General features: G+C 61.1%; 19 protein-coding genes and 1 pseudogene. 16 read left to right on the top strand and 4 right to left on the bottom strand.

The annotated features are described in order from the left end of the window. From obgE to K5E37_RS18715, 3 genes and pseudogenes are all read left to right on the top strand, one after another. A pseudogene (obgE, locus tag K5E37_RS18725) lies at positions 1-260 on the top strand (GTPase ObgE); the annotation flags it as partial. A gap of 137 nt (positions 261-397) precedes the next feature. After that, complete coding sequence (gene proB, locus K5E37_RS18720) at positions 398-1,516, top strand: glutamate 5-kinase (RefSeq protein WP_045121906.1); 1,119 nt, start codon at positions 398-400, stop codon at positions 1,514-1,516. A 10-nt stretch (positions 1,517-1,526) separates the two neighbouring features. Beyond that, positions 1,527-1,991: a CreA family protein gene (locus K5E37_RS18715; RefSeq protein WP_007959533.1), complete on the top strand. Its 465-nt coding sequence runs from the start codon at positions 1,527-1,529 to the stop codon at positions 1,989-1,991. Positions 1,992-2,115: 124 nt separating this feature from the next. Here the strand turns inward: K5E37_RS18715 and rpsT are convergent, their stop codons facing one another. Continuing rightward, positions 2,116-2,388: a 30S ribosomal protein S20 gene (gene rpsT, locus K5E37_RS18710; protein ID WP_003228351.1), complete on the bottom strand. Its 273-nt coding sequence runs from the start codon at positions 2,386-2,388 to the stop codon at positions 2,116-2,118. Between the two features lie 252 nt (positions 2,389-2,640). On the opposite strand from rpsT, the gene murJ reads away from it, so the two are divergent. The 6 genes from murJ (at position 2,641) to ispH (ending at position 10,149) form a co-directional block, all read left to right on the top strand. Beyond that, positions 2,641-4,179 (top strand): murein biosynthesis integral membrane protein MurJ, encoded by a 1,539-nt coding sequence (murJ, locus tag K5E37_RS18705; RefSeq protein WP_085608700.1) that lies wholly within the window; start codon positions 2,641-2,643, stop codon positions 4,177-4,179. Between the two features lie 129 nt (positions 4,180-4,308). After that, positions 4,309-5,247 (top strand): bifunctional riboflavin kinase/FAD synthetase, encoded by a 939-nt coding sequence (gene ribF / locus K5E37_RS18700; RefSeq protein ID WP_007959537.1) that lies wholly within the window; start codon positions 4,309-4,311, stop codon positions 5,245-5,247. A 13-nt stretch (positions 5,248-5,260) separates the two neighbouring features. Next, positions 5,261-8,092 carry an isoleucine--tRNA ligase gene (gene ileS, locus K5E37_RS18695; protein WP_085608699.1) on the top strand — a complete coding sequence of 944 codons (2,832 nt, stop codon included), beginning with the start codon at positions 5,261-5,263 and terminating at the stop codon, positions 8,090-8,092. Next, entirely contained in the window at positions 8,085-8,597 is a 513-nt protein-coding gene (gene lspA, locus K5E37_RS18690; protein WP_221534802.1) for a signal peptidase II, read from the top strand. Before ileS ends, lspA begins: the two co-directional genes overlap by 8 nt. Positions 8,598-8,604: 7 nt before the next feature. After that, complete coding sequence (fkpB, locus tag K5E37_RS18685) at positions 8,605-9,042, top strand: FKBP-type peptidyl-prolyl cis-trans isomerase (protein WP_170928297.1); 438 nt, start codon at positions 8,605-8,607, stop codon at positions 9,040-9,042. 162 nt (positions 9,043-9,204) lie between these two features. After that, positions 9,205-10,149 carry a 4-hydroxy-3-methylbut-2-enyl diphosphate reductase gene (gene ispH / locus K5E37_RS18680; RefSeq protein ID WP_007959549.1) on the top strand — a complete coding sequence of 315 codons (945 nt, stop codon included), beginning with the start codon at positions 9,205-9,207 and terminating at the stop codon, positions 10,147-10,149. Here the strand turns inward: ispH and K5E37_RS18675 are convergent. Further along, a complete protein-coding gene (locus K5E37_RS18675; RefSeq protein WP_221534801.1) occupies positions 10,121-10,675 on the bottom strand; it encodes a GspH/FimT family pseudopilin in 555 nt (184 codons plus the stop codon). The two genes, ispH and K5E37_RS18675, sit on opposite strands and share 29 nt — an antisense overlap. Before the next feature lie 127 nt (positions 10,676-10,802). Between K5E37_RS18675 and K5E37_RS18670 the strand changes: the two genes are divergently transcribed. Genes K5E37_RS18670 through thiO form a run of 7 tightly spaced genes read left to right on the top strand, consistent with a single transcriptional unit; the run spans position 10,803 to position 17,576 of the window. Continuing rightward, positions 10,803-11,276: a GspH/FimT family pseudopilin gene (locus tag K5E37_RS18670; protein ID WP_221534800.1), complete on the top strand. Its 474-nt coding sequence runs from the start codon at positions 10,803-10,805 to the stop codon at positions 11,274-11,276. After that, positions 11,273-11,722: a type IV pilus modification protein PilV gene (gene pilV / locus K5E37_RS18665; RefSeq protein WP_221534799.1), complete on the top strand. Its 450-nt coding sequence runs from the start codon at positions 11,273-11,275 to the stop codon at positions 11,720-11,722. The genes K5E37_RS18670 and pilV overlap by 4 nt, the downstream gene beginning before the upstream one ends. Continuing rightward, positions 11,719-12,432 (top strand): PilW family protein, encoded by a 714-nt coding sequence (locus K5E37_RS18660; RefSeq protein ID WP_221534798.1) that lies wholly within the window; start codon positions 11,719-11,721, stop codon positions 12,430-12,432. Before pilV ends, K5E37_RS18660 begins: the two co-directional genes overlap by 4 nt. Positions 12,433-12,442: 10 nt before the next feature. Continuing rightward, entirely contained in the window at positions 12,443-12,922 is a 480-nt protein-coding gene (locus K5E37_RS18655) for a PilX N-terminal domain-containing pilus assembly protein (RefSeq protein WP_221534797.1), read from the top strand. Continuing rightward, positions 12,909-16,001 carry a pilus assembly protein gene (locus tag K5E37_RS18650; RefSeq protein ID WP_221534796.1) on the top strand — a complete coding sequence of 1,031 codons (3,093 nt, stop codon included), beginning with the start codon at positions 12,909-12,911 and terminating at the stop codon, positions 15,999-16,001. The genes K5E37_RS18655 and K5E37_RS18650 overlap by 14 nt, the downstream gene beginning before the upstream one ends. Before the next feature lie 15 nt (positions 16,002-16,016). Beyond that, on the top strand, positions 16,017-16,418 hold the full coding sequence (locus K5E37_RS18645; protein WP_039771691.1) for a type IV pilin protein: 402 nt from the start codon (positions 16,017-16,019) through the stop codon (positions 16,416-16,418). 57 nt (positions 16,419-16,475) lie between these two features. Continuing rightward, positions 16,476-17,576 carry a glycine oxidase ThiO gene (gene thiO, locus K5E37_RS18640; RefSeq protein WP_221534795.1) on the top strand — a complete coding sequence of 367 codons (1,101 nt, stop codon included), beginning with the start codon at positions 16,476-16,478 and terminating at the stop codon, positions 17,574-17,576. A 59-nt stretch (positions 17,577-17,635) separates the two neighbouring features. Here thiO and K5E37_RS18635 read toward each other — a convergent pair whose 3' ends face one another. Next, the gene (locus tag K5E37_RS18635) at positions 17,636-18,982 is read right to left on the bottom strand and encodes a sigma-54 dependent transcriptional regulator (RefSeq protein ID WP_221534794.1); all 1,347 of its coding nucleotides are present in this window, start codon (positions 18,980-18,982) and stop codon (positions 17,636-17,638) included. Next, on the bottom strand, positions 18,979-20,480 hold a 1,502-nt coding region (locus K5E37_RS18630), incomplete at its 5' end, for a PAS domain-containing sensor histidine kinase (protein ID WP_221534793.1). The genes K5E37_RS18630 and K5E37_RS18635, both read right to left, overlap by 4 nt.

Raw genomic sequence — 20,480 nt, 5'->3', positions numbered from 1 at the left:
AGCGCCTGACGCGCGACATCATGCGTTATCTGGAAGATCGTGCCGATCGCCTGGCCAATGACCCGGCCTACAAGGAAGAACTGGCCGATCTCGATCAGCGCATCGAAGACGAAGCCCGTGCGCAGTTGCAGGCGCTGGATGACAAGCGTGCCCTGCGTCGCAGCGGCGTGAAGTCGGTCCATGACATCGGCGACGATGACTGGGACGAAGAAGATGTGGATGACGAAGACGGTCCGGAAATCATTTACGTGCGTGACTGATTCGTTGCAGTAAACTTAAGCGCCGCTCAATCGAGCGGCGTTTTAGTATCTGGAAATCGATTGTTGGTCACGAAGAACCACGAATAACGTCACGGGCAGTGCCAGGTCGCGCTGCCCTCAAGCTAAGGTTGAAGATGATGCGGAGCAAGGTGACAGGTGCGCAGCGTTGGGTCGTGAAGATCGGCAGCGCTTTGCTGACAGCGGATGGCAAAGGGCTGGATCGCGCGGCAATGGGTGTCTGGGTCGAGCAGATGGTGGCTTTGCATGAGGCCGGCGTCGAGCTGGTGCTGGTGTCCTCCGGGGCAGTGGCGGCGGGCATGAGTCGCCTCGGCTGGACCGCGCGACCCAGTGCGATGCACGAGCTCCAGGCCGCTGCAGCAATCGGTCAGATGGGCTTGGTGCAAGCCTGGGAATCGAGCTTTGCCGAGCATGGCCGGCACACTGCGCAGATTCTCCTGACTCACGACGACCTGTCCGATCGCAAGCGCTACCTGAACGCCCGTAGCACCTTGCGTGCGCTGGTCGAGCTGAAAGTCATCCCGGTAATCAACGAAAACGACACCGTGGTCACCGACGAAATCCGTTTCGGCGACAACGACACGCTCGCGGCGCTGGTGGCCAACCTGGTCGAGGCTGATCTGCTGGTGATCCTGACGGATCGCGACGGCATGTTCGACGCTGATCCGCGCAATAACCCTGACGCCCAGCTGATTTACGAAGCGCGCGCCGATGATCCGACGCTGGATGCAGTGGCGGGCGGTACTGGCGGTGCATTGGGTCGTGGCGGCATGCAGACCAAGCTGCGCGCGGCGCGTCTGGCGGCACGTTCCGGCGCTCATACCATCATTGTTGGCGGGCGTCTGGAGCGCGTGCTCGATCGGCTGAAAGCGGGTGAGCGCATTGGTACGTTGCTGTCGCCTGAGCGCGGCATGCTCGCGGCGCGCAAGCAGTGGCTGGCCGGGCATCTGCAAACCCGTGGCACGCTGGTGCTGGATGATGGCGCGGTTTCCGCGTTGTCCCAAGGCAACAAAAGCCTGCTGCCGGTCGGCGTCAAACTGGTTCAGGGCAGTTTCCGTCGTGGCGAAATGGTGGTTTGCGTGGCGCCGGACGGTCGTGAGATCGCCCGTGGCCTGGCTAACTACAGCGCGCTGGAAGCACAAAAAATCATCGGTCAGTCGTCGGATGCGATTGTCGGTTTGCTGGGTTACATGGCTGAGCCGGAACTGGTTCACCGTGACAACCTGATTCTGGTGTAAGGAAAACGCGATGCGTATGGCAAAAGGATTGTTGGGCTTGTTGATGGCGCTGCCATTGCTGGCCTCGGCCGAGGAAATCGGTCAGGTGTCGACGGTGTTCAAGTTTGTCGGGCCGAACGACCGGATCGTGGTCGAGGCATTCGATGATCCGAAGGTTGAAGGCGTGACTTGCTACCTGTCGCGAGCCAAGACTGGCGGTGTGAAGGGTGGGTTGGGTCTGGCCGAGGATCGTGCCGAGGCGTCCATTGCTTGCCGTCAGGTCGGGCCGATCAACTTCAAGGGTGAGTTGAAGGATGGCGAAGAGGTGTTCAAGGAGCGCACTTCGCTGGTGTTCAAGACCATGCAGGTGGTGCGCTTTCTCGACAAGAAGCGCAATACGCTGGTGTATCTGGTCTACAGCGATCGCCTGATCGAGGGTAGTCCGCAGAATGCGGTGACGGCGATCCCGATTCTGCCGTGGGCGTCGGCTCATTAATCGCGCGTAAAAAAAAGAGGAGCCGGTTGGCTCCTCTTTTTTTGCCTGTGATTTGCTGAAATCAGAGCAAATCGCAGGCAATAAAAAACCGACCCTGAGGTCGGTTTTTTAATGACTACGTCGCTTAGGCAGCTTCTTTCAGTGCCTTGACGTGGCCATTCAGACGGCTCTTATGACGAGCAGCCTTGTTCTTGTGGATGATGCCTTTATCGGCCATACGGTCGATAACTGGCACAGCCAGAACGTATGCAGCTTGAGCTTTTTCAGCGTCTTTTGCGTCGATGGCTTTAACTACATTCTTGATGTAGGTACGAACCATGGAACGCAGGCTGGCGTTGTGGCTGCGACGCTTCTCAGCCTGTTTTGCACGTTTTTTGGCGGAAGGTGAGTTGGCCACCGTCGAGCTCCTCGAAAGACTTTTTAGGAAATAGCAAACAAAATAGGCCGCGAATCATGCCGATGAAGAGATGTCTTGTCAAGGGCGCTTGAGACGTTCCGCTAAGTGGTAGGTATAAAGAGGCGGGATATTTATTTCCGGCGCTTGACCTGTAAACTCGCGAGCTTTGGCTCTGTGCTGTTGCGGCGCGGAGTATCGCACAAGTGGGCGCGTTATTCGCCTGCTGTTTATCGACAGGCACACATTCCTTCAATGAATCTGCTCAAATCGTTGGCCGCCGTCAGCTCTATCACGATGCTTTCCCGGATTCTCGGGTTTGTTCGCGACACGCTCATCGCCCGTACCTTCGGCGCCGGAATGGCGACCGACGCCTTCTTCATCGCCTTCAAACTGCCCAATCTGCTGCGCAGGATTTTCGCCGAGGGGGCGTTTTCCCAGGCTTTTGTGCCAATCCTGGCCGAATATAAAAGCCAGAAGGGCGAAGAGGCGACCCGCACCTTTATTGCCTATGTTTCCGGCCTGCTGACGCTGGTACTGGCGCTGGTCACCGCGCTGGGCATGATCGCCGCGCCCTGGGTGATCTGGGCCACGGCGCCGGGTTTCACCGATACGCCGGAAAAATTCCAGCTGACCTCCGACCTGCTGCGAGTGACCTTCCCCTATATATTGCTGATCTCCCTGTCTTCACTGGCGGGTGCGATCCTCAATACCTGGAACCGTTTCTCGGTGCCGGCATTCGTGCCGACCCTGCTCAACGTCAGCATGATCGTGTTTTCGCTGTTCCTGACGCCGTACTTCGATCCGCCGGTCATGGCGCTTGGCTGGGCGGTGCTGGTGGGTGGTCTGGCGCAGTTGCTCTATCAACTGCCGCACCTGAAAAAGATAGGCATGCTGGTGCTGCCGCGCCTGAACCTGCGCGATACCGGTGTCTGGCGGGTGATGAAGCAGATGTTGCCGGCAATCATCGGCGTCTCGGTCAGCCAGATTTCCCTGATCATCAACACCATCTTCGCCTCGTTCCTGGTGGCGGGCTCGGTGTCGTGGATGTATTACGCCGACCGTCTCATGGAGTTGCCGTCCGGTGTGCTGGGTGTGGCGCTGGGCACAATCCTGCTGCCGACATTGGCCAAGACCTACGCCAGCAAGGATCGTCACGAATATTCGCGGATTCTCGACTGGGGCCTGCGCCTGTGCTTCGTGCTGGTGCTGCCGTGTGCGCTGGCGCTGGGGATCCTGGCCGAGCCGTTGACCGTTTCGCTGTTCCAGTACGGCCAGTTCAGCGGGTTTGACGCTGAGATGACTCAGCGGGCGTTGATTGCCTATTCTGTCGGTCTGCTCGGAATCATCGTGATCAAAGTGCTGGCGCCAGGCTTTTATGCGCAACAAAACATCCGTACGCCGGTAAAAATCGCAATCTTCACCCTGGTGGTCACGCAGCTGTTCAACCTGGTGTTGATCGGCCCTCTGGCGCATGCCGGTCTGGCACTGGCGATCAGCGCCGGTGCCTGCCTGAATGCCGGGCTGCTGTTCTATCAATTGCGCAAACAGCAGATGTATCAACCGCAGCCGGGCTGGTTGAAGTTCGGTTTCAAGCTTGTGGTTGCGGTGGCGGTAATGTCAGCGGTGCTGTTGATCGGCATGCATTTCATGCCCGCTTGGGATCAGGGACACATGCTGGAGCGCTTCCTTCGTCTGGGCGCGTTGGTGGTTGCCGGCGTGATCGCTTATTTCGGCATGTTGCTGCTGCTCGGTTTCCGCCTGCGCGACTTCAATCGCAAGGCGTTGAGCTGAGGTTTTTTCCCTGAAAAACGGGCGCGAGCCGGCAGTTTTGTCGGCTCGATCACTTTGGGTTACGGTGTTGCCTGTCGTCGGCCGTCGGGTGTGGTTATAATCGGCCACTTTATGAGCAAGAAGCGCGTTATGCAGCTGGTTCGAGGCCTCCACAATCTGCGCCCCCAGCATCGGGGCTGCGTCGCCACTATTGGCAACTTTGACGGTGTTCACCGTGGTCACCAGGCCATTCTGGCCCGACTGCGTGAGCGTGCGCTCGAGTTGGGCGTACCCAGCTGCGTGGTGATTTTCGAGCCGCAGCCACGGGAATTCTTTGCCCCGGAGACCGCGCCGGCGCGTCTGGCCCGGTTGCGCGACAAGCTGCAACTGCTGGCCGCTGAAGGCGTCGACCGGGTTCTGTGCCTGGCATTCAACCAGCGCTTGAGCAAGCTCAGCGCCAGTGAGTTCGTCGATACGATTTTGGTCGATGGCCTCGGCGTGCAGCATCTGGAGGTCGGTGACGATTTCCGCTTCGGTTGTGACCGTCTCGGCGATTTCGATTTCCTCCTGCAGGCCGGGCAGGTCCACGGTTTTACCGTGGAAGCCGCGCAAACCGTCGAGCTGGACGGCATTCGCGTCAGCAGCACACAGGTGCGCAACGCGTTGGCCGCCGCCGATTTCGCGTTGGCTGAACGCCTGCTGGGCCGTCCGTACCGAATTGCCGGACGCGTGCTGCATGGCCAGAAACTGGCCCGCCAACTGGGTACGCCCACGGCGAACATTCAACTCAAGCGCCGTCGCGTGCCGTTTACCGGGGTTTACCTGGTCGACGTCGACATCGACGGCAAGACCTGGCCCGGCGTCGCCAATATCGGCGTGCGGCCCACGGTGCAAGGTGATGGCAAGGCCCACCTTGAAGTCCATCTTTTAGATTTTGCCGGCGATCTGTATGACCGGCGTTTGACGGTGGTTTTCCACCAGAAGCTGCGTGAAGAGCAGCGTTTCGCCTCCCTGGAGGCATTGAAAACGGCGATCAGCGCGGATGTCGCCGCCGCCCGTGCACTAGCCGCACCTAGCGCCCATCGCTAATGAAGAGCCTTAAATGACCGACTATAAAGCCACGCTAAACCTTCCGGACACCGCCTTCCCAATGAAGGCCGGCCTGCCACAGCGCGAACCGCAGATCCTGCAGCGCTGGGACAGTATTGGCCTGTACGGAAAGTTGCGCGAGATTGGCAAGGATCGTCCGAAGTTCGTCCTGCACGACGGCCCTCCGTACGCCAACGGTACGATCCACATCGGTCACGCACTGAACAAGATTCTCAAGGACATGATCATCCGCTCGAAGACCCTGTCGGGCTTCGACGCGCCGTATGTCCCGGGCTGGGATTGCCACGGCCTGCCGATCGAGCACAAGGTTGAAGTGACCCACGGCAAGAACCTGGGCGCGGACAAGACCCGTGAACTGTGCCGTGCCTACGCCACCGAGCAGATCGAAGGGCAGAAGTCCGAATTCATCCGTCTCGGCGTGCTGGGCGACTTCGCCAACCCGTACAAGACCATGGACTTCAAGAACGAGGCGGGCGAAATCCGCGCTCTCGCCGAAATCGTCAAGGGCGGTTTCGTGTTCAAGGGCCTGAAGCCTGTGAACTGGTGCTTCGATTGCGGTTCGGCTCTGGCCGAAGCGGAAGTCGAGTACGAGAACAAGAAGTCCTCGACCATCGACGTGGCCTTCCCGATCGCTGACGAGGCCAAACTGGCCGCCGCGTTCGGTCTGCCGTCGCTGGGCAAACCGGCCTCGATCGTGATCTGGACCACCACCCCGTGGACCATCCCGGCGAACCAGGCGCTCAACGTTCACCCGGAATTCACCTACGCCCTCGTCGACATCGGCGACAAGCTGCTGGTGCTGGCTGAAGAGCTGGTCGAATCCTGCCTGACCCGTTACGGCGTCGAAGGCACCGTATTGGCGACCGCACCGGGTTCGGCGCTGGAACTGATCAATTTCCGTCACCCGTTCTATGACCGTCTGTCGCCGGTGTACCTGGCTGACTACGTGGAACTGGGCGCTGGCACCGGCGTGGTTCACTCCGCCCCGGCCTACGGCGTGGACGACTTCGTGACCTGCAAGAAATACGGCATGGTCAACGACGACATCCTCAACCCGGTACAGAGCAACGGCGTCTACGTACCGTCGCTGGAGTTCTTCGGCGGCCAGTTCATCTGGAAGGCCAACCCGGCCATCGTCGAAAAACTGACCGAAGTCGGTGCGCTGCTGCACACCACCGTCATCGAACACAGCTACATGCACTGCTGGCGCCACAAGACCCCGCTGATCTACCGCGCCACCGCGCAGTGGTTCATCGGCATGGACAAGGAGCCGGTCAGCGGCGACACCCTGCGCGTACGCTCGCTCAAAGCCATCGAAGAGACCAAGTTCGTCCCGGCCTGGGGCCAGGCGCGCCTGCACTCGATGATCGCCAACCGTCCGGACTGGTGCATCTCCCGTCAGCGCAACTGGGGCGTGCCGATCCCGTTCTTCCTGAACAAGGAAAGCGGCGAGCTGCACCCACGCACCGTCGAGCTGATGGAAGAAGTCGCCAAACGTGTCGAAGTCGAAGGCATCGAAGCCTGGTTCAAACTCGACGCTGCCGAACTGCTGGGCGATGAAGCGCCGCAGTACGACAAGATCAGCGACACCCTCGACGTCTGGTTCGATTCGGGCACCACGCACTGGCACGTCCTGCGCGGTTCGCACCCGATGGGCCACGAGACCGGCCCGCGTGCCGACCTGTACCTGGAAGGTTCGGACCAGCACCGTGGCTGGTTCCACTCGTCCTTGCTGACCGGTTGCGCCATCGACAACCACGCGCCGTACCGCGAGCTGCTGACCCACGGTTTCACCGTGGACGAGTCCGGCCGCAAGATGTCCAAGTCCCTGGGCAACGTGATCGCGCCGCAGAAAGTCAACGACACCCTGGGCGCCGACATCATGCGTCTGTGGGTCGCTTCGACCGACTACTCCGGCGAAATGGCCGTGTCCGAGCAGATCCTGCAGCGCAGTGCGGACGCCTATCGTCGTATCCGTAACACCGCGCGCTTCCTGCTTTCCAACCTGACCGGTTTCAACCCGGCCACCGACCTGCTGCCGGCCGAAGACATGCTGGCGCTGGATCGCTGGGCGGTGGATCGCACCCTGCTGCTGCAACGCGAGTTGCAAGAGCACTACGGCGAATACCGTTTCTGGAACGTCTACTCGAAGATCCACAACTTCTGCGTGCAGGAGCTGGGTGGTTTCTATCTGGACATCATCAAGGACCGCCAGTACACCACCGGCGCCGACAGCAAGGCCCGTCGTTCGTGCCAGACCGCGCTGTTCCACATCTCTGAAGCGCTGGTGCGCTGGATCGCGCCGATCCTGGCCTTCACCGCCGACGAGCTGTGGCAATACCTGCCGGGCGAGCGCAACGAATCGGTGATGCTCAACACCTGGTACGAAGGCCTGACCGAGTTGCCGGAAGGCTTCGAGCTGGGTCGCGAGTACTGGGATCGCATCATGGAAGTGAAGGTAGCGGTCAACAAGGAAATGGAAATCCAGCGCGCGGCCAAGGCCGTCGGTGGCAACCTGCAAGCCGAAGTGACGCTGTTCGCCGAAGACGCGCTGACCGCCGACCTGGCCAAGCTGAGCAATGAGCTGCGCTTTGTCCTGATCACCTCGACTGCCACTGTTGCGCCGTTCGTGCAGGCTCCGGCCGATGCTGTGGCCACCGAAGTCAGCGGCCTGAAGCTGAAGATCGTCAAATCCGCCTTCCCGAAATGTGCCCGTTGCTGGCACTGCCGCGAAGACGTCGGCGTGAACCCGGAGCATCCGGAAATCTGCGGCCGTTGCGTGGACAACATCGATGGCGCCGGCGAGGTTCGTCACTATGCCTAATGCCGTTGGCCGTTTCGGACGGCTGAGCTGGCTCTGGTTGAGCTTGCTGGTTCTGGTCATCGACCAGGCCAGCAAGTTCTACTTCGAAGGCAAGCTCGAGATGTTCCAGCAGATCGTGATCATCCCTGATTACTTCAGCTGGACCCTGGCCTACAACACCGGCGCTGCCTTCAGCTTCCTCGCGGACAGCTCAGGCTGGCAGCGCTGGCTGTTCGCCGTGATCGCGATTGCGGTCAGTGCGGTGCTGGTAGTCTGGCTCAAGCGCCTGGGTCGCAACGAAACCTGGCTGGCCATTGCGCTGGCGCTGGTTCTGGGCGGCGCACTGGGCAATCTGTATGACCGCATTGCCCTGGGCCATGTGATCGACTTTATTCTGGTGCACTGGCAGAACCGCTGGTACTTCCCGGCGTTCAACTTCGCCGACAGCGCCATCACCGTTGGCGCGGTGATGCTGGCACTGGACATGTTCAAAAGTAAAAAAACCGGAGAAACCGTTCATGACTGAACAGGTATTGGCTGAGCAACGCATCGGCCAGAACACGGAAGTCACCTTGCACTTTGCATTGCGCCTGGAGAACGGCGACACGGTCGACAGCACTTTCGACAAGGCCCCGGCGACCTTCAAGGTCGGCGACGGCAACCTGCTGCCGGGCTTCGAGGCGGCGCTGTTCGGCTTCAAGGCCGGCGACAAGCGTACCCTGACCGTCGAGCCGGAAAACGCCTTCGGCCAGCCGAACCCACAAAACGTCCAGATCATCCCGCGTTCGCAGTTTGCGGACATGGAGCTGTCGCCGGGTCTGCTGGTGATCTTCAACGATGCGGCCAATACTGAGCTGCCGGGTGTGGTGAAAGAGTTCGACGACGCGCAAGTGACTGTCGACTTCAACCACCCGCTGGCCGGCAAGACGCTGACCTTTGACGTGGAAATCTTCTCCGTCAAAGCGCTGTAACTGACCGCACGCGGTCAAAAATGTGGGAGCGGGCTTGCTCGCGAATGCTGACTGACATTCAACGTAGATGTTGTCTGACACACCGCTTTCGCGAGCAGGCTCGCTCCCACAATGTTTTCCACCGTTTTCGCTATTTCTTGCGCGCAAGACACGAGGCACCGCATGCAAATCAAACTCGCCAACCCCCGTGGCTTCTGCGCCGGCGTGGACCGGGCGATCGAAATCGTCAACCGCGCCCTGGAGGTCTTCGGGCCGCCGATCTATGTGCGTCACGAAGTGGTGCACAACAAGTTCGTGGTCGAAGACCTGCGCAGTCGTGGCGCAATCTTCGTCGAGGAACTCGATCAGGTACCGGACGACGTGATCGTGATCTTCAGTGCCCACGGCGTCTCGCAAGCCGTGCGCACCGAAGCCGCCGGCCGTGGCCTGAAAGTGTTCGACGCCACCTGCCCGCTGGTGACCAAGGTGCACATCGAAGTCGCCAAATACAGCCGCGACGGTCGCGAGTGCATCCTGATCGGCCACGCCGGTCACCCGGAAGTCGAAGGCACCATGGGCCAGTACGACGCCAGCAATGGCGGCGCGATCTACCTCGTCGAAGACGAGAAGGATGTCGCCGAGTTGCAGGTACATAACCCGGACAAACTGGCCTTCGTCACCCAGACCACGTTGTCCATGGATGACACCAGCCGTGTCATCGATGCGCTGCGTACGCGTTTTCCAGCCATTGGCGGACCGCGCAAGGACGATATCTGCTACGCCACTCAGAACCGCCAGGACGCGGTCAAGCAACTGGCCGACGAATGCGACGTGGTGTTGGTGGTGGGCAGCCCGAACAGCTCCAACTCCAACCGCCTGCGTGAGCTGGCCGAGCGCATGGCCACACCGGCCTACCTGATCGATGGCGCCGAAGACCTGCAAAAAAGCTGGTTCGACGGTGTCGAGCGTATCGGCATCACCGCCGGCGCCTCCGCTCCGGAAGTCCTGGTGCGTGGCGTGATCCAGCAGTTGCAGGCCTGGGGTGCCACCGGCGCCGACGAACTGGCCGGGCGTGAGGAGAACATCACGTTCTCGATGCCTAAAGAGCTGCGCGTTCGCTCGATCTGATCGCTTTATCCTTTCGGCACAGCGCCTGTTCAGCCTTTTGGCTGGTCAGGCGTACGCGACCGGTCGCCGCCAGCACCACCTGGAGCTGGCTGACCGGCTCGCGAGCCGAGCATAGATGTAACGTTCCCGCCTGAAACTTCCGGTCTGGCACCAGTGGCTGACCCAGACTGCTGAAGCGTATGTAGCGGCTCACCAGCCAGTTGCCGACAATCGGTATCCGTCCGTCACTCGCCTGCTCGATCAGCAATGGATTATCGGCATCCCCCGGTCCCTTTCCGCTGATATCCAGAATGATCCGCCAGCCCTGGCCCCAATCACCGTTGATGCCATGAATCACCACGCTCTGGTTGCGCGTGATGGCCATGGTCCGGGCGTTACGAATCCCGTCGAGCAAAGACTGCGCGGCCTGTTGCCGCCGGTTTGATTCGGTGAAGTCCGCCAGCGCCGGACTGACCAGCGACAGAACAATTGCGCCGATCGCCAGTCCCATAAGCAGTTCGACCAGACTGAAACCCTGTTGCGGCATGTGCGCGTCCTCCCTGGATTGTGCACAGCGGCGCAATCCGTGCGCCGTTCGCGGTAAATCAACCGGCGCATGCCGGTCGAATGTTCTAGGTTTGTACAGGTATAGCCGACGGCAACGGAGGGCATCGATGGATCATCGTACAAAAGGTTTCACGCTGATCGAGCTGCTGGTGGCGCTCGCGGTGTTTGTGATCCTGATCACGATGGCGGTGCCGGCATTCACCCGTACGGTGCAGGGCAGCAAGGCCGACACCGAAGTCGGCGACCTGCAACGGGCCCTCAATTACGCAAGGCTCGAGGCGATCAACCGGGGCGTCACTACCCGCTTGCGGCCGAGCGGCGGCGGCAGCGTCTGGACCGGCGAACTGTCGGTCTATGACAGTACTGGCACTCCGGCCAATGTATTGCGGGTTGTTCCAGCAATGAGCAGCGGCGCGACTCTGACGCTACCCTCTGGAGTGACCGCGCTGGATTTCAACAATCTGGGCGGGTTGGCGGCACCGTCCACGGCGGTGGTCATCAGTTATGTGCTGGGAACGCAAAGCAGGACGCTGAACGTGTGTCTGAACGGACGAATTCAATTGGGTGGAAATTGCGGATGAGGGCAGGGAGCAAGCACGCACAGGAGGGCATGACGCTGATTGAAGTGCTGGTCGCGCTACTGATTCTGACGGTCGGGTTGCTGGGCGCGGCAGCGGTTCAGCTCAATGCGCTGAAGTACACCGACAGCTCGCGCATGACCAGCCAGGCGAGTTTCATCGCCTACGACATGATGGACCGGATCCGCGCCAACTCCGGCGCCAACTACACCGTCACACCGCCGACCACGGGCAACCTGAGTGTCGCCCGGGATCAGGATCTCTACGACTTCACCACCAACATCGTCAATTTTGGCGGACCGACCGCCACCGGCAGCATCACCCTCAATCAGCGCGTGTACACCATCACCATCACCTGGAGTGACGCGCGCGCCGCCAATACGGCCGGTGCAACACGCAGTTTTGTCCTGACCAGCCGCGCTGCGGTCGATCCGGTGGCCACGCCATGAAGCGCCATAACCTGGGCTTCGGTCTGATCGAAATGCTGGTCGCCCTGGCGTTGGGCCTGATCGTAGTGCTGGGTGTGGTACAGATCTTCCTGGCGGCGAAAAACACCTACGTCAGCCAGAACAGCGCGGCCGCGATGCAGGAGGACGCGCGGTTCGTGCTGAGCAAGATGATCCAGGAACTGCGCATGGTGGGCATGTTCGGTTGCCTGGGCACCATTACCGATTCCAGCTCGGCGGGGGATTTCAATACGGCCCAGATCACGCCGATCAGCTGGGACAACGCCAACCTCAAGCTGACCCTGGTTACCGCCGATGTCGGCAGTGCGGGCGGGACACCGACCTGGACTGTGGTCTCCGATTGCCGTAACAGCGCCACCGCTTATACCGGCGCGCGAGCGGCGGCGACGGGCCAGATCGCGTTTCCGATCCGTCGGCTGGTCTACAGCTTCAGCAACAACCAGATTCTGATGGGCACCGGCAGCGGTAACCCGGCCCAGCAGGTGCTGGTGAACAACGTCAGTGCGTTCACGGTGATGTTTGGTCTGGCGAGTTCCGCGACCGACGTCGCGGCGTCCACCTACAGCGCCAACCCCGGCGATCCGGCGCGGATCCGCAGTGTGCGCCTGAGTCTGACCCTCACTGACCCGAACAATCGGGTCCGCAATCAAACCTTCAACGTGGTTGCCGCCTTGCGCAACCGCTTGCAGTGAGGGGCGAGCGATGAACGTTTCTCTCCATCGACGACGGTCCCAGGGCGGCATGGTGTTGCTGGTCAGCCTGGTATTTCTGCTGCTCCTGACGCTGATCGGCCTGTCATCGATGCAGAGCGCCAACCTGCAGGAAAAAATGGCTGGCAGCGTGAGCCTGCGCAATCAATCGTTCCAGACTGCCGAGGCCGCGCTGCGCATCGGCGAAAGCGCGGTGCAGCTGGATAGCTACGCGCTGGCGGTGTGCGCCAGCACCACTCAATGTGCGCCGCCGGCGGAATCCTCGGTGGTCAGCGCGGCGGGGCTCAACTCCACGTCGGGCGTGACCTGGATCGCCGCCGGCAGCGGGTTCTACGGGGTGCAGAACATCGGCACGACCCTGACGGCGGTGAACGTGCCGAGCAACACCTCGGCGACCTTGTACCGGGTCACGGCCGTCGGCATCGCCGGTACTTCGCGCAGTGTGGTGGAGAGTGTCTATGCGAAGTATTGAGCGACGCTTCAAGTGGCTGTCGCTGCTGCTCGGCATGCTGGCCGGGCTCTATCTGGCCGCGCCGGCGTATGCCTTCACGCCGTCCGATTCACCGCTGTTGAGCGCGGCTGCGGTGTCCCCGAACGTGATGTTGATGATCGACGACTCGGGCAGCATGAACAGCATCATTTATGCGACGGGTTTTGATCCGACCGTGGATCGCACGGCGGCCCGCCAGTGCAACGCGGTCATCGGCCTGTGCCTGAGCTCAACTGCCATTACCGGCGATACGATCTTTCTGTCGAGCCTGCCAACCTCCGGCTGCTCCGGCGGTGCCTATGCGTTCTACAACAACAGCCTGACGCCGCTCTGCCTGAAGCTGCCGGATCCGGTGGGCAGCGGCAACACTCGCTATTCGGCGGATTACATTTCCTATGTGGTCGGGCTGGCGATCAACAACGGCACGCGCGACTTCACCACCGGCGCGATTCCCAACGACTACCGGATCAACGTGGCGCGCAACGTTTCCACCGCACTGGTCACCAGCAACCGCAACCTGCGCATGGGTCTGGCCACCTTCAACCCGGCCACCAGCAATAACCCCGGCAACGGTGGTTTCATTGCCCGCTCCATCAGCGACCTGTCACCGGTCAGCGGCAGCGTGACCCAGGCCCAGGCCGACACCAACTACAACGCACTGATTTCCTCGATCAATGGCCTGAGCGCGGTGGCCAACACGCCGCTGGCCGAGACCTACTACGAAATCACCCGCTACATGCGCGGGATGGCGCCGTACTACAACAGCACGCCGAGCACTTACACCAGCCCGATCCAGTACCGCTGCCAGAAAAACTACGGGGTGGTCATCACCGACGGTTTGCCGACCTACGACCGAACCTTTCCGAACAATGACCCGCTGGGTGGCAGCCGCTTGCCGAACTGGGACGGCATCAACAATGACGGGAACAACCTGAACGGGGACGGGGAGGGCGATACGCTGTATCTGGACGATATCGCCAAGTTCGCCTTCGATATCGACATGCGTTCCTCCGGCACCGACGCTGCGGGCAAGAGCTGGAATGCCGTGGACTTTCCCAGGCAGAACATGAACACCTACACCGTGGGTTTTACCGCTTCCAACGACATGCTCTCGGACGCCGCCGATTACGGACAGGGCCGCTACTACCAGGCGACCGACAGCACCGGCCTGAATGCCGCGCTGTCCTCGGCGTTGAGCGACATCACCTCCAAGGCCGGTTCCGGTGGCAGCGGTGTCGCCAGTGGCACGACGCTGGCGAGCGGCACCAGTTATTTCCAGACCAGTTATGACCCCAAGGACTGGCGCGGCACGATCAAGTCCTTTGGCTTCAACTCGGCCGGGGCGGTCAATACGTCGGCGGTGCTGTGGACCACCGACACCGCCATCGTGCCCGGCGCTACCGCGCCGACCTATCAGTCGTGGAACACCCTGAACAACGCGGCGGTGACGCTGGCTTACGGCAACTTCTCCCCGGCCCAGCAGACCGTCCTCAGCCAGGGTTTGCCCACCGGCATCAGCGGCATCGACCTGGTCGAGTGGAGCAAGGGCACCAACAAGGCCGGGCTCAAAGTGCGCAGCGTATTGCTCGGGGACATCATCAACTCGCCGCTGGTGCTGGCCTCGCCTACGGAAAAAACCGCCTCCGATCTGGCCGGTGACACCACCTACAGCACCTACCTGACCACCAAGGCTTCGAACATGAATGCCAGCCTAGTGGTGAACGCCAACGACGGTTTTGTCAGCGTCATCAACTCGGCCAACGGTACCCGGCGCTATGCCTACATGCCGTCCAGCGTATTGCCCTCGCTGCGCCTGATTGCCGATCCGAACTACGTCAACGGCGTCAGCCACAAGTTTCTGGTGGATGGTCAGATCGGTGTGTTCGACGCGCAATTCGGCACGGCGTGGAAAACCCTGGCCATCGGCGGGACGGGGGCCGGGGGCAAGAGTTTCTACGGGCTTCAGCTGTTCGACGCCTCGGCGGGCAACGTTATCCGCGCCTTGTGGGAAGTCAGCGCGCCCGCCACCGCCAGTACTTCCAACGCTTTCAATGATCTGGGTTACGCCTATGCCCGTCCGGAGGTGGCACGCTTGGCCGATGGTCGCTGGGCGGCATTCATTGCCAATGGTTACGGCAGCAACTCCGGGGTGGCGGCGCTGTATGTGCTGGATGTGCGCGATGGTTCGTTGATCAAGAAAATCGTCATCGACAGTACGGAAACCACCAACGGTTTGTCCTCGGTGAAGCTGCGGGTCAATTCGCAGAACGTGGTACAGGCCGCATATGGCGGTGACTTGAAGGGGCGGTTGTGGAAGTTCGACCTGAGCGCCACGTCGTCCGACAGCTGGGGCGTGGCGTTTTCCGGCAAGCCGTTGTTCACCACGGCCGGCGGGGCGACTCAGCCGATCACCGCGCAACCGTTGCTGGCGGACAACGCTCTGGGCGGCAAACAGATTTTCGTCGGCACCGGTAAATTCAACGAAACCGCCGACAAGACCAACAAGGATTTGCAGGCGTTCTATTCGGTGTGGGATGCCGATGGCGGGTCGGGCCAGATCACGGTCAGCAGTTTGCAGGCGCAGGCGATTACCGGGGTGTTCTCCGGCAGTACCGGGCAGTTCGTCACCACCAGCCAGAACGACACGACCTATCCAGCGGAGAAGGGCTGGTACCTGCCGCTGGTGTACAACAACGCATTGACTGGCGAGCGGGTGATCAACCAGGCCAGTCTGGTGCTGGGACGCGTCGTGTTCACCACGGCCAGTGTCGATACCACCGACCCGTGTTCCAGTTTCGGTACCGGCAAACTGATCGAACTCGATGCGTTCAGCGGTAAGATGCTCAACTACGCGGTGCTCGACACCAACGCCGATGGCGTGGTCGACAGCAACGATACGATTTCCAGCGGCGTGGTGTTCACCGGCGGTATCCCGACCCTGAACGCCATCGTCAACGGTGCATCACGCAAGGTCGTGAACGATTCCAGTGGCGGCATCACCACCCTGGTGGAAAAGTCCGGCGGCGGCAGCCGTCGTATCATGTGGCGGCAAATACAGTAAGCGAGAGTTCGAGGCATGCGCAGATCCAACCGAGGTTTCACCCTGATCGAAATCATGATCGTGATTGCGATCATCGGTATCGTCATCACCATCGGCTATCCGAGCCTCACCGAATACGTGAAGAAGGGCCGCCGTGCCGACGTGGTCAGCAATTTGTCGGAACAGGCACAGATCCTCGAACGCTTCTATTCGAAGAACAACGTCTACACCGGTGTCACCGGGTTGAGCACCGGCAACGATTTCTACACCATCACGCCGACAATCACCGATCAGACCTTCCTGCTGACTGCGACCCGCAAGACCGGCACGGCCATGGCCACTGACAAGTGCGGGGATTTCACCCTCACCAACACCGGTGTCAGGAGCATGAACAACGCGACCACCGGGCTGACCACCAAGGATTGCTGGGGCCGCTGAGCCGCATTATTTCGGGTGCCTTTTGCGCCCACTGTCTTTTTTACGGTTGGATCAAACATGACCAGGCAACAGCAAGTGGTGATTGTCGGTGGCGGGGTGATTGGCCTGCTCACTGCGTACAACCTCGCCTCCGAGGTCGGCAGCGTGGTGCTGCTGGATCGTTCGAACGTCGGCCAGGAATCGTCCTGGGCCGGCGGCGGTATCGTCTCTCCGCTGTACCCGTGGCGCTACAGCCCGGCCGTCACCGCGCTGGCGCACTGGTCGCAGGATTTTTATCCACAACTGGGCGAACGCCTTTTTGCCGATACCGGGGTCGATCCCGAAGTGCACACCACCGGCCTGTACTGGCTGGACCTGGATGACGAATCTGAAGCGCTGGCGTGGGCTGCGCGGGAAAACCGTCCGCTGCGGGCTGTGGATATCTCGGCGGCGCATGATGCGGTGCCGGTGCTCGGTGGCGGTTTTTCCCGGGCGATCTACATGGCCGATGTCGCCAACGTGCGCAATCCACGGCTGGTGAAGTCTTTGAAAGCGGCGTTGCAGGCGCTGCCGAACGTGACGATTCACGAGCAGTGTGAAGTCAGCGGGTTTGTCCGTGATGGCGAGCGGGTGGTAGGCGTGCAGACTTCCACGGGTGTGATCGCTGGCGATCAGGTCGTTTTGACCGCAGGCGCGTGGAGCGGCGAATTACTCAAGACTCTGAATCTTTCCCTACCGGTGGAGCCGGTGAAGGGCCAGATGATTCTCTACAAGTGCGCGGCGGATTTCCTGCCGAGCATGGTGCTGGCCAAGGGGCGCTACGCGATTCCGCGCCGCGACGGGCATATTCTCATCGGCAGTACGCTGGAGCACGAAGGCTTCGACAAAACCCCGACGGACAACGCGCTGGAAAGCCTCAAGGCATCGGCGGTCGAACTGTTGCCGGCGCTGGCCGATGCCGAAGTGGTGGGGCACTGGGCCGGGCTGCGGCCGGGCTCGCCCGAAGGCATTCCTTACATTGGCCGGGTTCCGGGTTTTGACGGTCTGTGGCTGAACTGCGGTCATTACCGCAACGGACTGGTGCTGGCGCCGGCGTCCTGTCAGTTGTTTGCCGATGTGATGCTGGGGCGTGCGCCGATCATTGATCCGGCGCCGTATGCACCGGCCGGACGGATCTAGTCAGTTTTTCTTCCGATGACTGACAAATCGCCTTCGCGGGCTTGCCCGCGAAGGGGCCCTTAATCCAGACCCAGTTTCTTGAGCCTGTAGCGCATCGACCGAAATGACAGGCTCAACCGCTGCGCCGCCGCCGTGCGATTCCAGCGGGTTTCTTCCAGCGCCTGCAGAATCAGTTTGCGCTCGACGCTTTCCAGATAGTCTTCCAGGTTGTCGATCTGTGTGAGATCCGCAATGCCGCTTTCAGCGGTGCCATTACCTTCACTCAGGCGTAAATCCTCGGCCTCGATCGTGCGGTTTTCACACAGGGTGTGCGCCCGCTCGAGCACGTTCTCCAGCTCCCGCACGTTGCCCGGAAAACGGTAGTTTTTCAGCGCCTCTAGGGCATGAGGATGAAGACGTGCAGCCGGCTGCCCGGTGCCATTGGCCAGGCGCTTGAGCATATGGCCGGCCAGTGCTTCGATGTCCTCGCGACGTTCGCGCAGGGACGGCACACGCAGTTCGATCACGTTCAGCCGGTAATACAGATCCTGACGAAAACGCTCGGCAGCCACTTCCGCATCGAGGTCCTTGTGCGTTGCGCAGAGGATGCGCACATCGACCACGGTTTCCTGTTGGCCGCCAACGCTGCGCACGGCTTTTTCCTGAATCGCCCGCAGCAGCTTGACCTGCATCGGCAGTGGCAGGTCCGCCACTTCATCGAGAAACAGCGTGCCGCCGTGGGCCGCCTGAAACAGCCCCGGTTTATCCTCCACCGCGCCACTGAAACTGCCTTTGCGGTGGCCGAAGAACTCGCTTTCCATCAACTCGGACGGAATCGCCCCGCAGTTCACCGGCACGAATGGCTGGCTGGCGCGCGGGCCCTGTTCATGAATCAGCCGGGCCACCAGTTCCTTGCCGCTGCCGGATTCGCCGCTGATGTAAACCGGTGCCTGGCTGCGGGCCAGTTTGTCGATCTGCTTGCGCAGATTGCGCATCGGTGGTGAATCGCCGAGAAGCAGCCGGTCGATCGAAGTGCAGACATTGCCCGGCGCCGGCATGCGCAACGCCGAGCCGACCAGTTCGCGAAGGCGTGTCAGGTCCACCGGTTTGGTCAGGAAGTCGAAAGCCCCGGCTTTCAGGGCGTTGATCGCCGTTTCCAGGCTGCCATAGGCGGTGATCATCGCCACCGGCAGTTGTGGATAACGTTGCTGAATGTGCTGCACCAATTCCAGGCCGGTGCCGTCGGGCAGGCGCATGTCGGTCAGGCACAGGTCGAAGGTCTCGCGGTGCAGCAGCGCCTGGGCTTCTGCGAGATTGCGTGCGCTGAAGGTGTCGAGTTTCATCCGTCCCAGGGTGATTTCCAGGAGTTCGCGGATATCCGGCTCGTCGTCGACGATGAGGATTTTTTGCCGTGGGCTCGTGTTCAACTTTGTTTCCGTCCGTGAGCAAAGGTGATGCGAAAGCAGCCGCCGCCTTGGCGTGATTTGAAGTCTAGGCGCGCTTGATTGCTTTCGCACAGCTCACGGGACAGATAAAGCCCAAGGCCGGTGCCCTGGCTGCTGGTGGTAAAGAACGGTTCGAACAGGTGAGCCTGTTGATCCAGCGGCACGCCGGGGCCGTTGTCCTGCACTTCGAGCACGGCCAGCGTGCTTTCGGGGTCGATCGACAGCGTCAGCCAGACCTCGGCCGGATCGTGCAAAAGGGCACTGTGGCGCCAGCCGTTGCGTAACAGATTGTCGAGAATCTGCGTGAGCTGGCCGGGATCCATCAACGTACGGAAATCCCCCGGGCCAATGTGCAGATGAATGTGCTGGCGCTCGCCGGCCTGTTCGCGGCTCTCGCTGACGAACTGCTCCAGCCACGGTTTGAGATCCAGCCGTTGCGGTGCGCTCTGCTGACGGCGGGACAGTTGCAGGACGTTTTCGATGACTCGGTTCATGCGCTGGGAGTGGTCTTGAATGATCTGCGTCAGACGCCGATCCGCGCCGTCGAGTTCCTCGGATTCCTGCAACAGCTGCGCGGCATGACTGATGGCTCCCAGCGGATTGCGGATTTCATGGGCGATACCGGCAGTCAGCCGGCCCAGTGCGGCGAGTTTCAATTGCTGGGCCTGCTGGGCGATCTGGGCGAGGTCTTCGAGAAACACCAGGGTCTGGCGGTTCGGGCTCAGTTCCAGGGCAATGAAGCTCGGCTGCAGCTCCAGGCCATTGCCGGCGATTTTCAGGCTTTGTGGGCGCAGGGTCGGGTTGTTCAGCCACAGTTGCAGGCGTTCGACCAACGCGCTCGAGTGCTCGTCGATCAAGTCGCCTTCAAGGTGTGTCTGGCCCAGCAGGGTTTTGGCGCTGTGATTGGCCAGTTGCACCCGGCGCTGTTCGTCGAGCACCAGAATGCCGGTGCGCATGCGTTGCAGGATCAGCGCGTTGAGGGCTTCGAGCCCCACCACCTCGCTGGCTCGCAGCTCGGCCAGGTTCTCACTGACTTCGAGACGACGGATCAACCCTTGCACCAGCAGAGAGGCAGCGAAGCACAAGGCGCCGAGGGTGCCGGCCTGCAGATAGTCGTTGGCGCTCAGGGGATGGCTGAAACTCAGCAGAAAGCTGAGTCCGACGATGCCGAGGGTGGCGACGGCGGCGATCAGCAGGCCGATGCGTCGTCGCAGCAAGGTGTTGCTGATGGCCACCGAAACGATCAGCAGGTTGCCGATCGCACTGGCCACGCCGCCCGCCGCGTAGAACACGCCGCACAGCAGCAGAATGTCGACCAGTGCCAGGCCGAACAACTGGGCCGGGCGGCGGATATTCTCGAGGAACACCACCAGCAGGATGTTCAGCACCAGGTACAACCAGCTGCCATTGCGCAGCAACTCGTCGTTGGCCGAGGTCAGCAGGCGGTTGTCCATGTTGCTGGAGATCAGCAACACCAGGG

It is taken from the genome of Pseudomonas sp. RIT778 (assembly GCF_019718735.1).
Classification (GTDB): domain Bacteria; phylum Pseudomonadota; class Gammaproteobacteria; order Pseudomonadales; family Pseudomonadaceae; genus Aquipseudomonas; species Aquipseudomonas aphyarum.
Note: the sequence above shows the minus strand (reverse complement) of the source record. Positions and strands in the feature narration are given on the sequence as shown.

Excerpts from the sequence above, each read along its gene's own strand:
- ribF (WP_007959537.1), top strand. The coding sequence starts at position 4,309 with ATGCAGCTGGTTCGAGGCCTCCACAATCTGCGCCCCCAGCATCGGGGC.
- K5E37_RS18645 (WP_039771691.1), top strand. The coding sequence starts at position 16,017 with ATGCGCAGATCCAACCGAGGTTTCACCCTGATCGAAATCATGATCGTG.
- K5E37_RS18660 (WP_221534798.1), top strand. The coding sequence starts at position 11,719 with ATGAAGCGCCATAACCTGGGCTTCGGTCTGATCGAAATGCTGGTCGCC.
- thiO (WP_221534795.1), top strand. The coding sequence starts at position 16,476 with ATGACCAGGCAACAGCAAGTGGTGATTGTCGGTGGCGGGGTGATTGGC.
- K5E37_RS18655 (WP_221534797.1), top strand. The coding sequence starts at position 12,443 with ATGAACGTTTCTCTCCATCGACGACGGTCCCAGGGCGGCATGGTGTTG.
- lspA (WP_221534802.1), top strand. The coding sequence starts at position 8,085 with ATGCCTAATGCCGTTGGCCGTTTCGGACGGCTGAGCTGGCTCTGGTTG.
- murJ (WP_085608700.1), top strand. The coding sequence starts at position 2,641 with ATGAATCTGCTCAAATCGTTGGCCGCCGTCAGCTCTATCACGATGCTT.
- proB (WP_045121906.1), top strand. The coding sequence starts at position 398 with ATGCGGAGCAAGGTGACAGGTGCGCAGCGTTGGGTCGTGAAGATCGGC.
- ispH (WP_007959549.1), top strand. The coding sequence starts at position 9,205 with ATGCAAATCAAACTCGCCAACCCCCGTGGCTTCTGCGCCGGCGTGGAC.
- K5E37_RS18675 (WP_221534801.1), bottom strand. The coding sequence starts at position 10,675 with ATGCCGCAACAGGGTTTCAGTCTGGTCGAACTGCTTATGGGACTGGCG.
- ileS (WP_085608699.1), top strand. The coding sequence starts at position 5,261 with ATGACCGACTATAAAGCCACGCTAAACCTTCCGGACACCGCCTTCCCA.
- K5E37_RS18715 (WP_007959533.1), top strand. The coding sequence starts at position 1,527 with ATGCGTATGGCAAAAGGATTGTTGGGCTTGTTGATGGCGCTGCCATTG.
- pilV (WP_221534799.1), top strand. The coding sequence starts at position 11,273 with ATGAGGGCAGGGAGCAAGCACGCACAGGAGGGCATGACGCTGATTGAA.
- K5E37_RS18650 (WP_221534796.1), top strand. The coding sequence starts at position 12,909 with ATGCGAAGTATTGAGCGACGCTTCAAGTGGCTGTCGCTGCTGCTCGGC.
- K5E37_RS18670 (WP_221534800.1), top strand. The coding sequence starts at position 10,803 with ATGGATCATCGTACAAAAGGTTTCACGCTGATCGAGCTGCTGGTGGCG.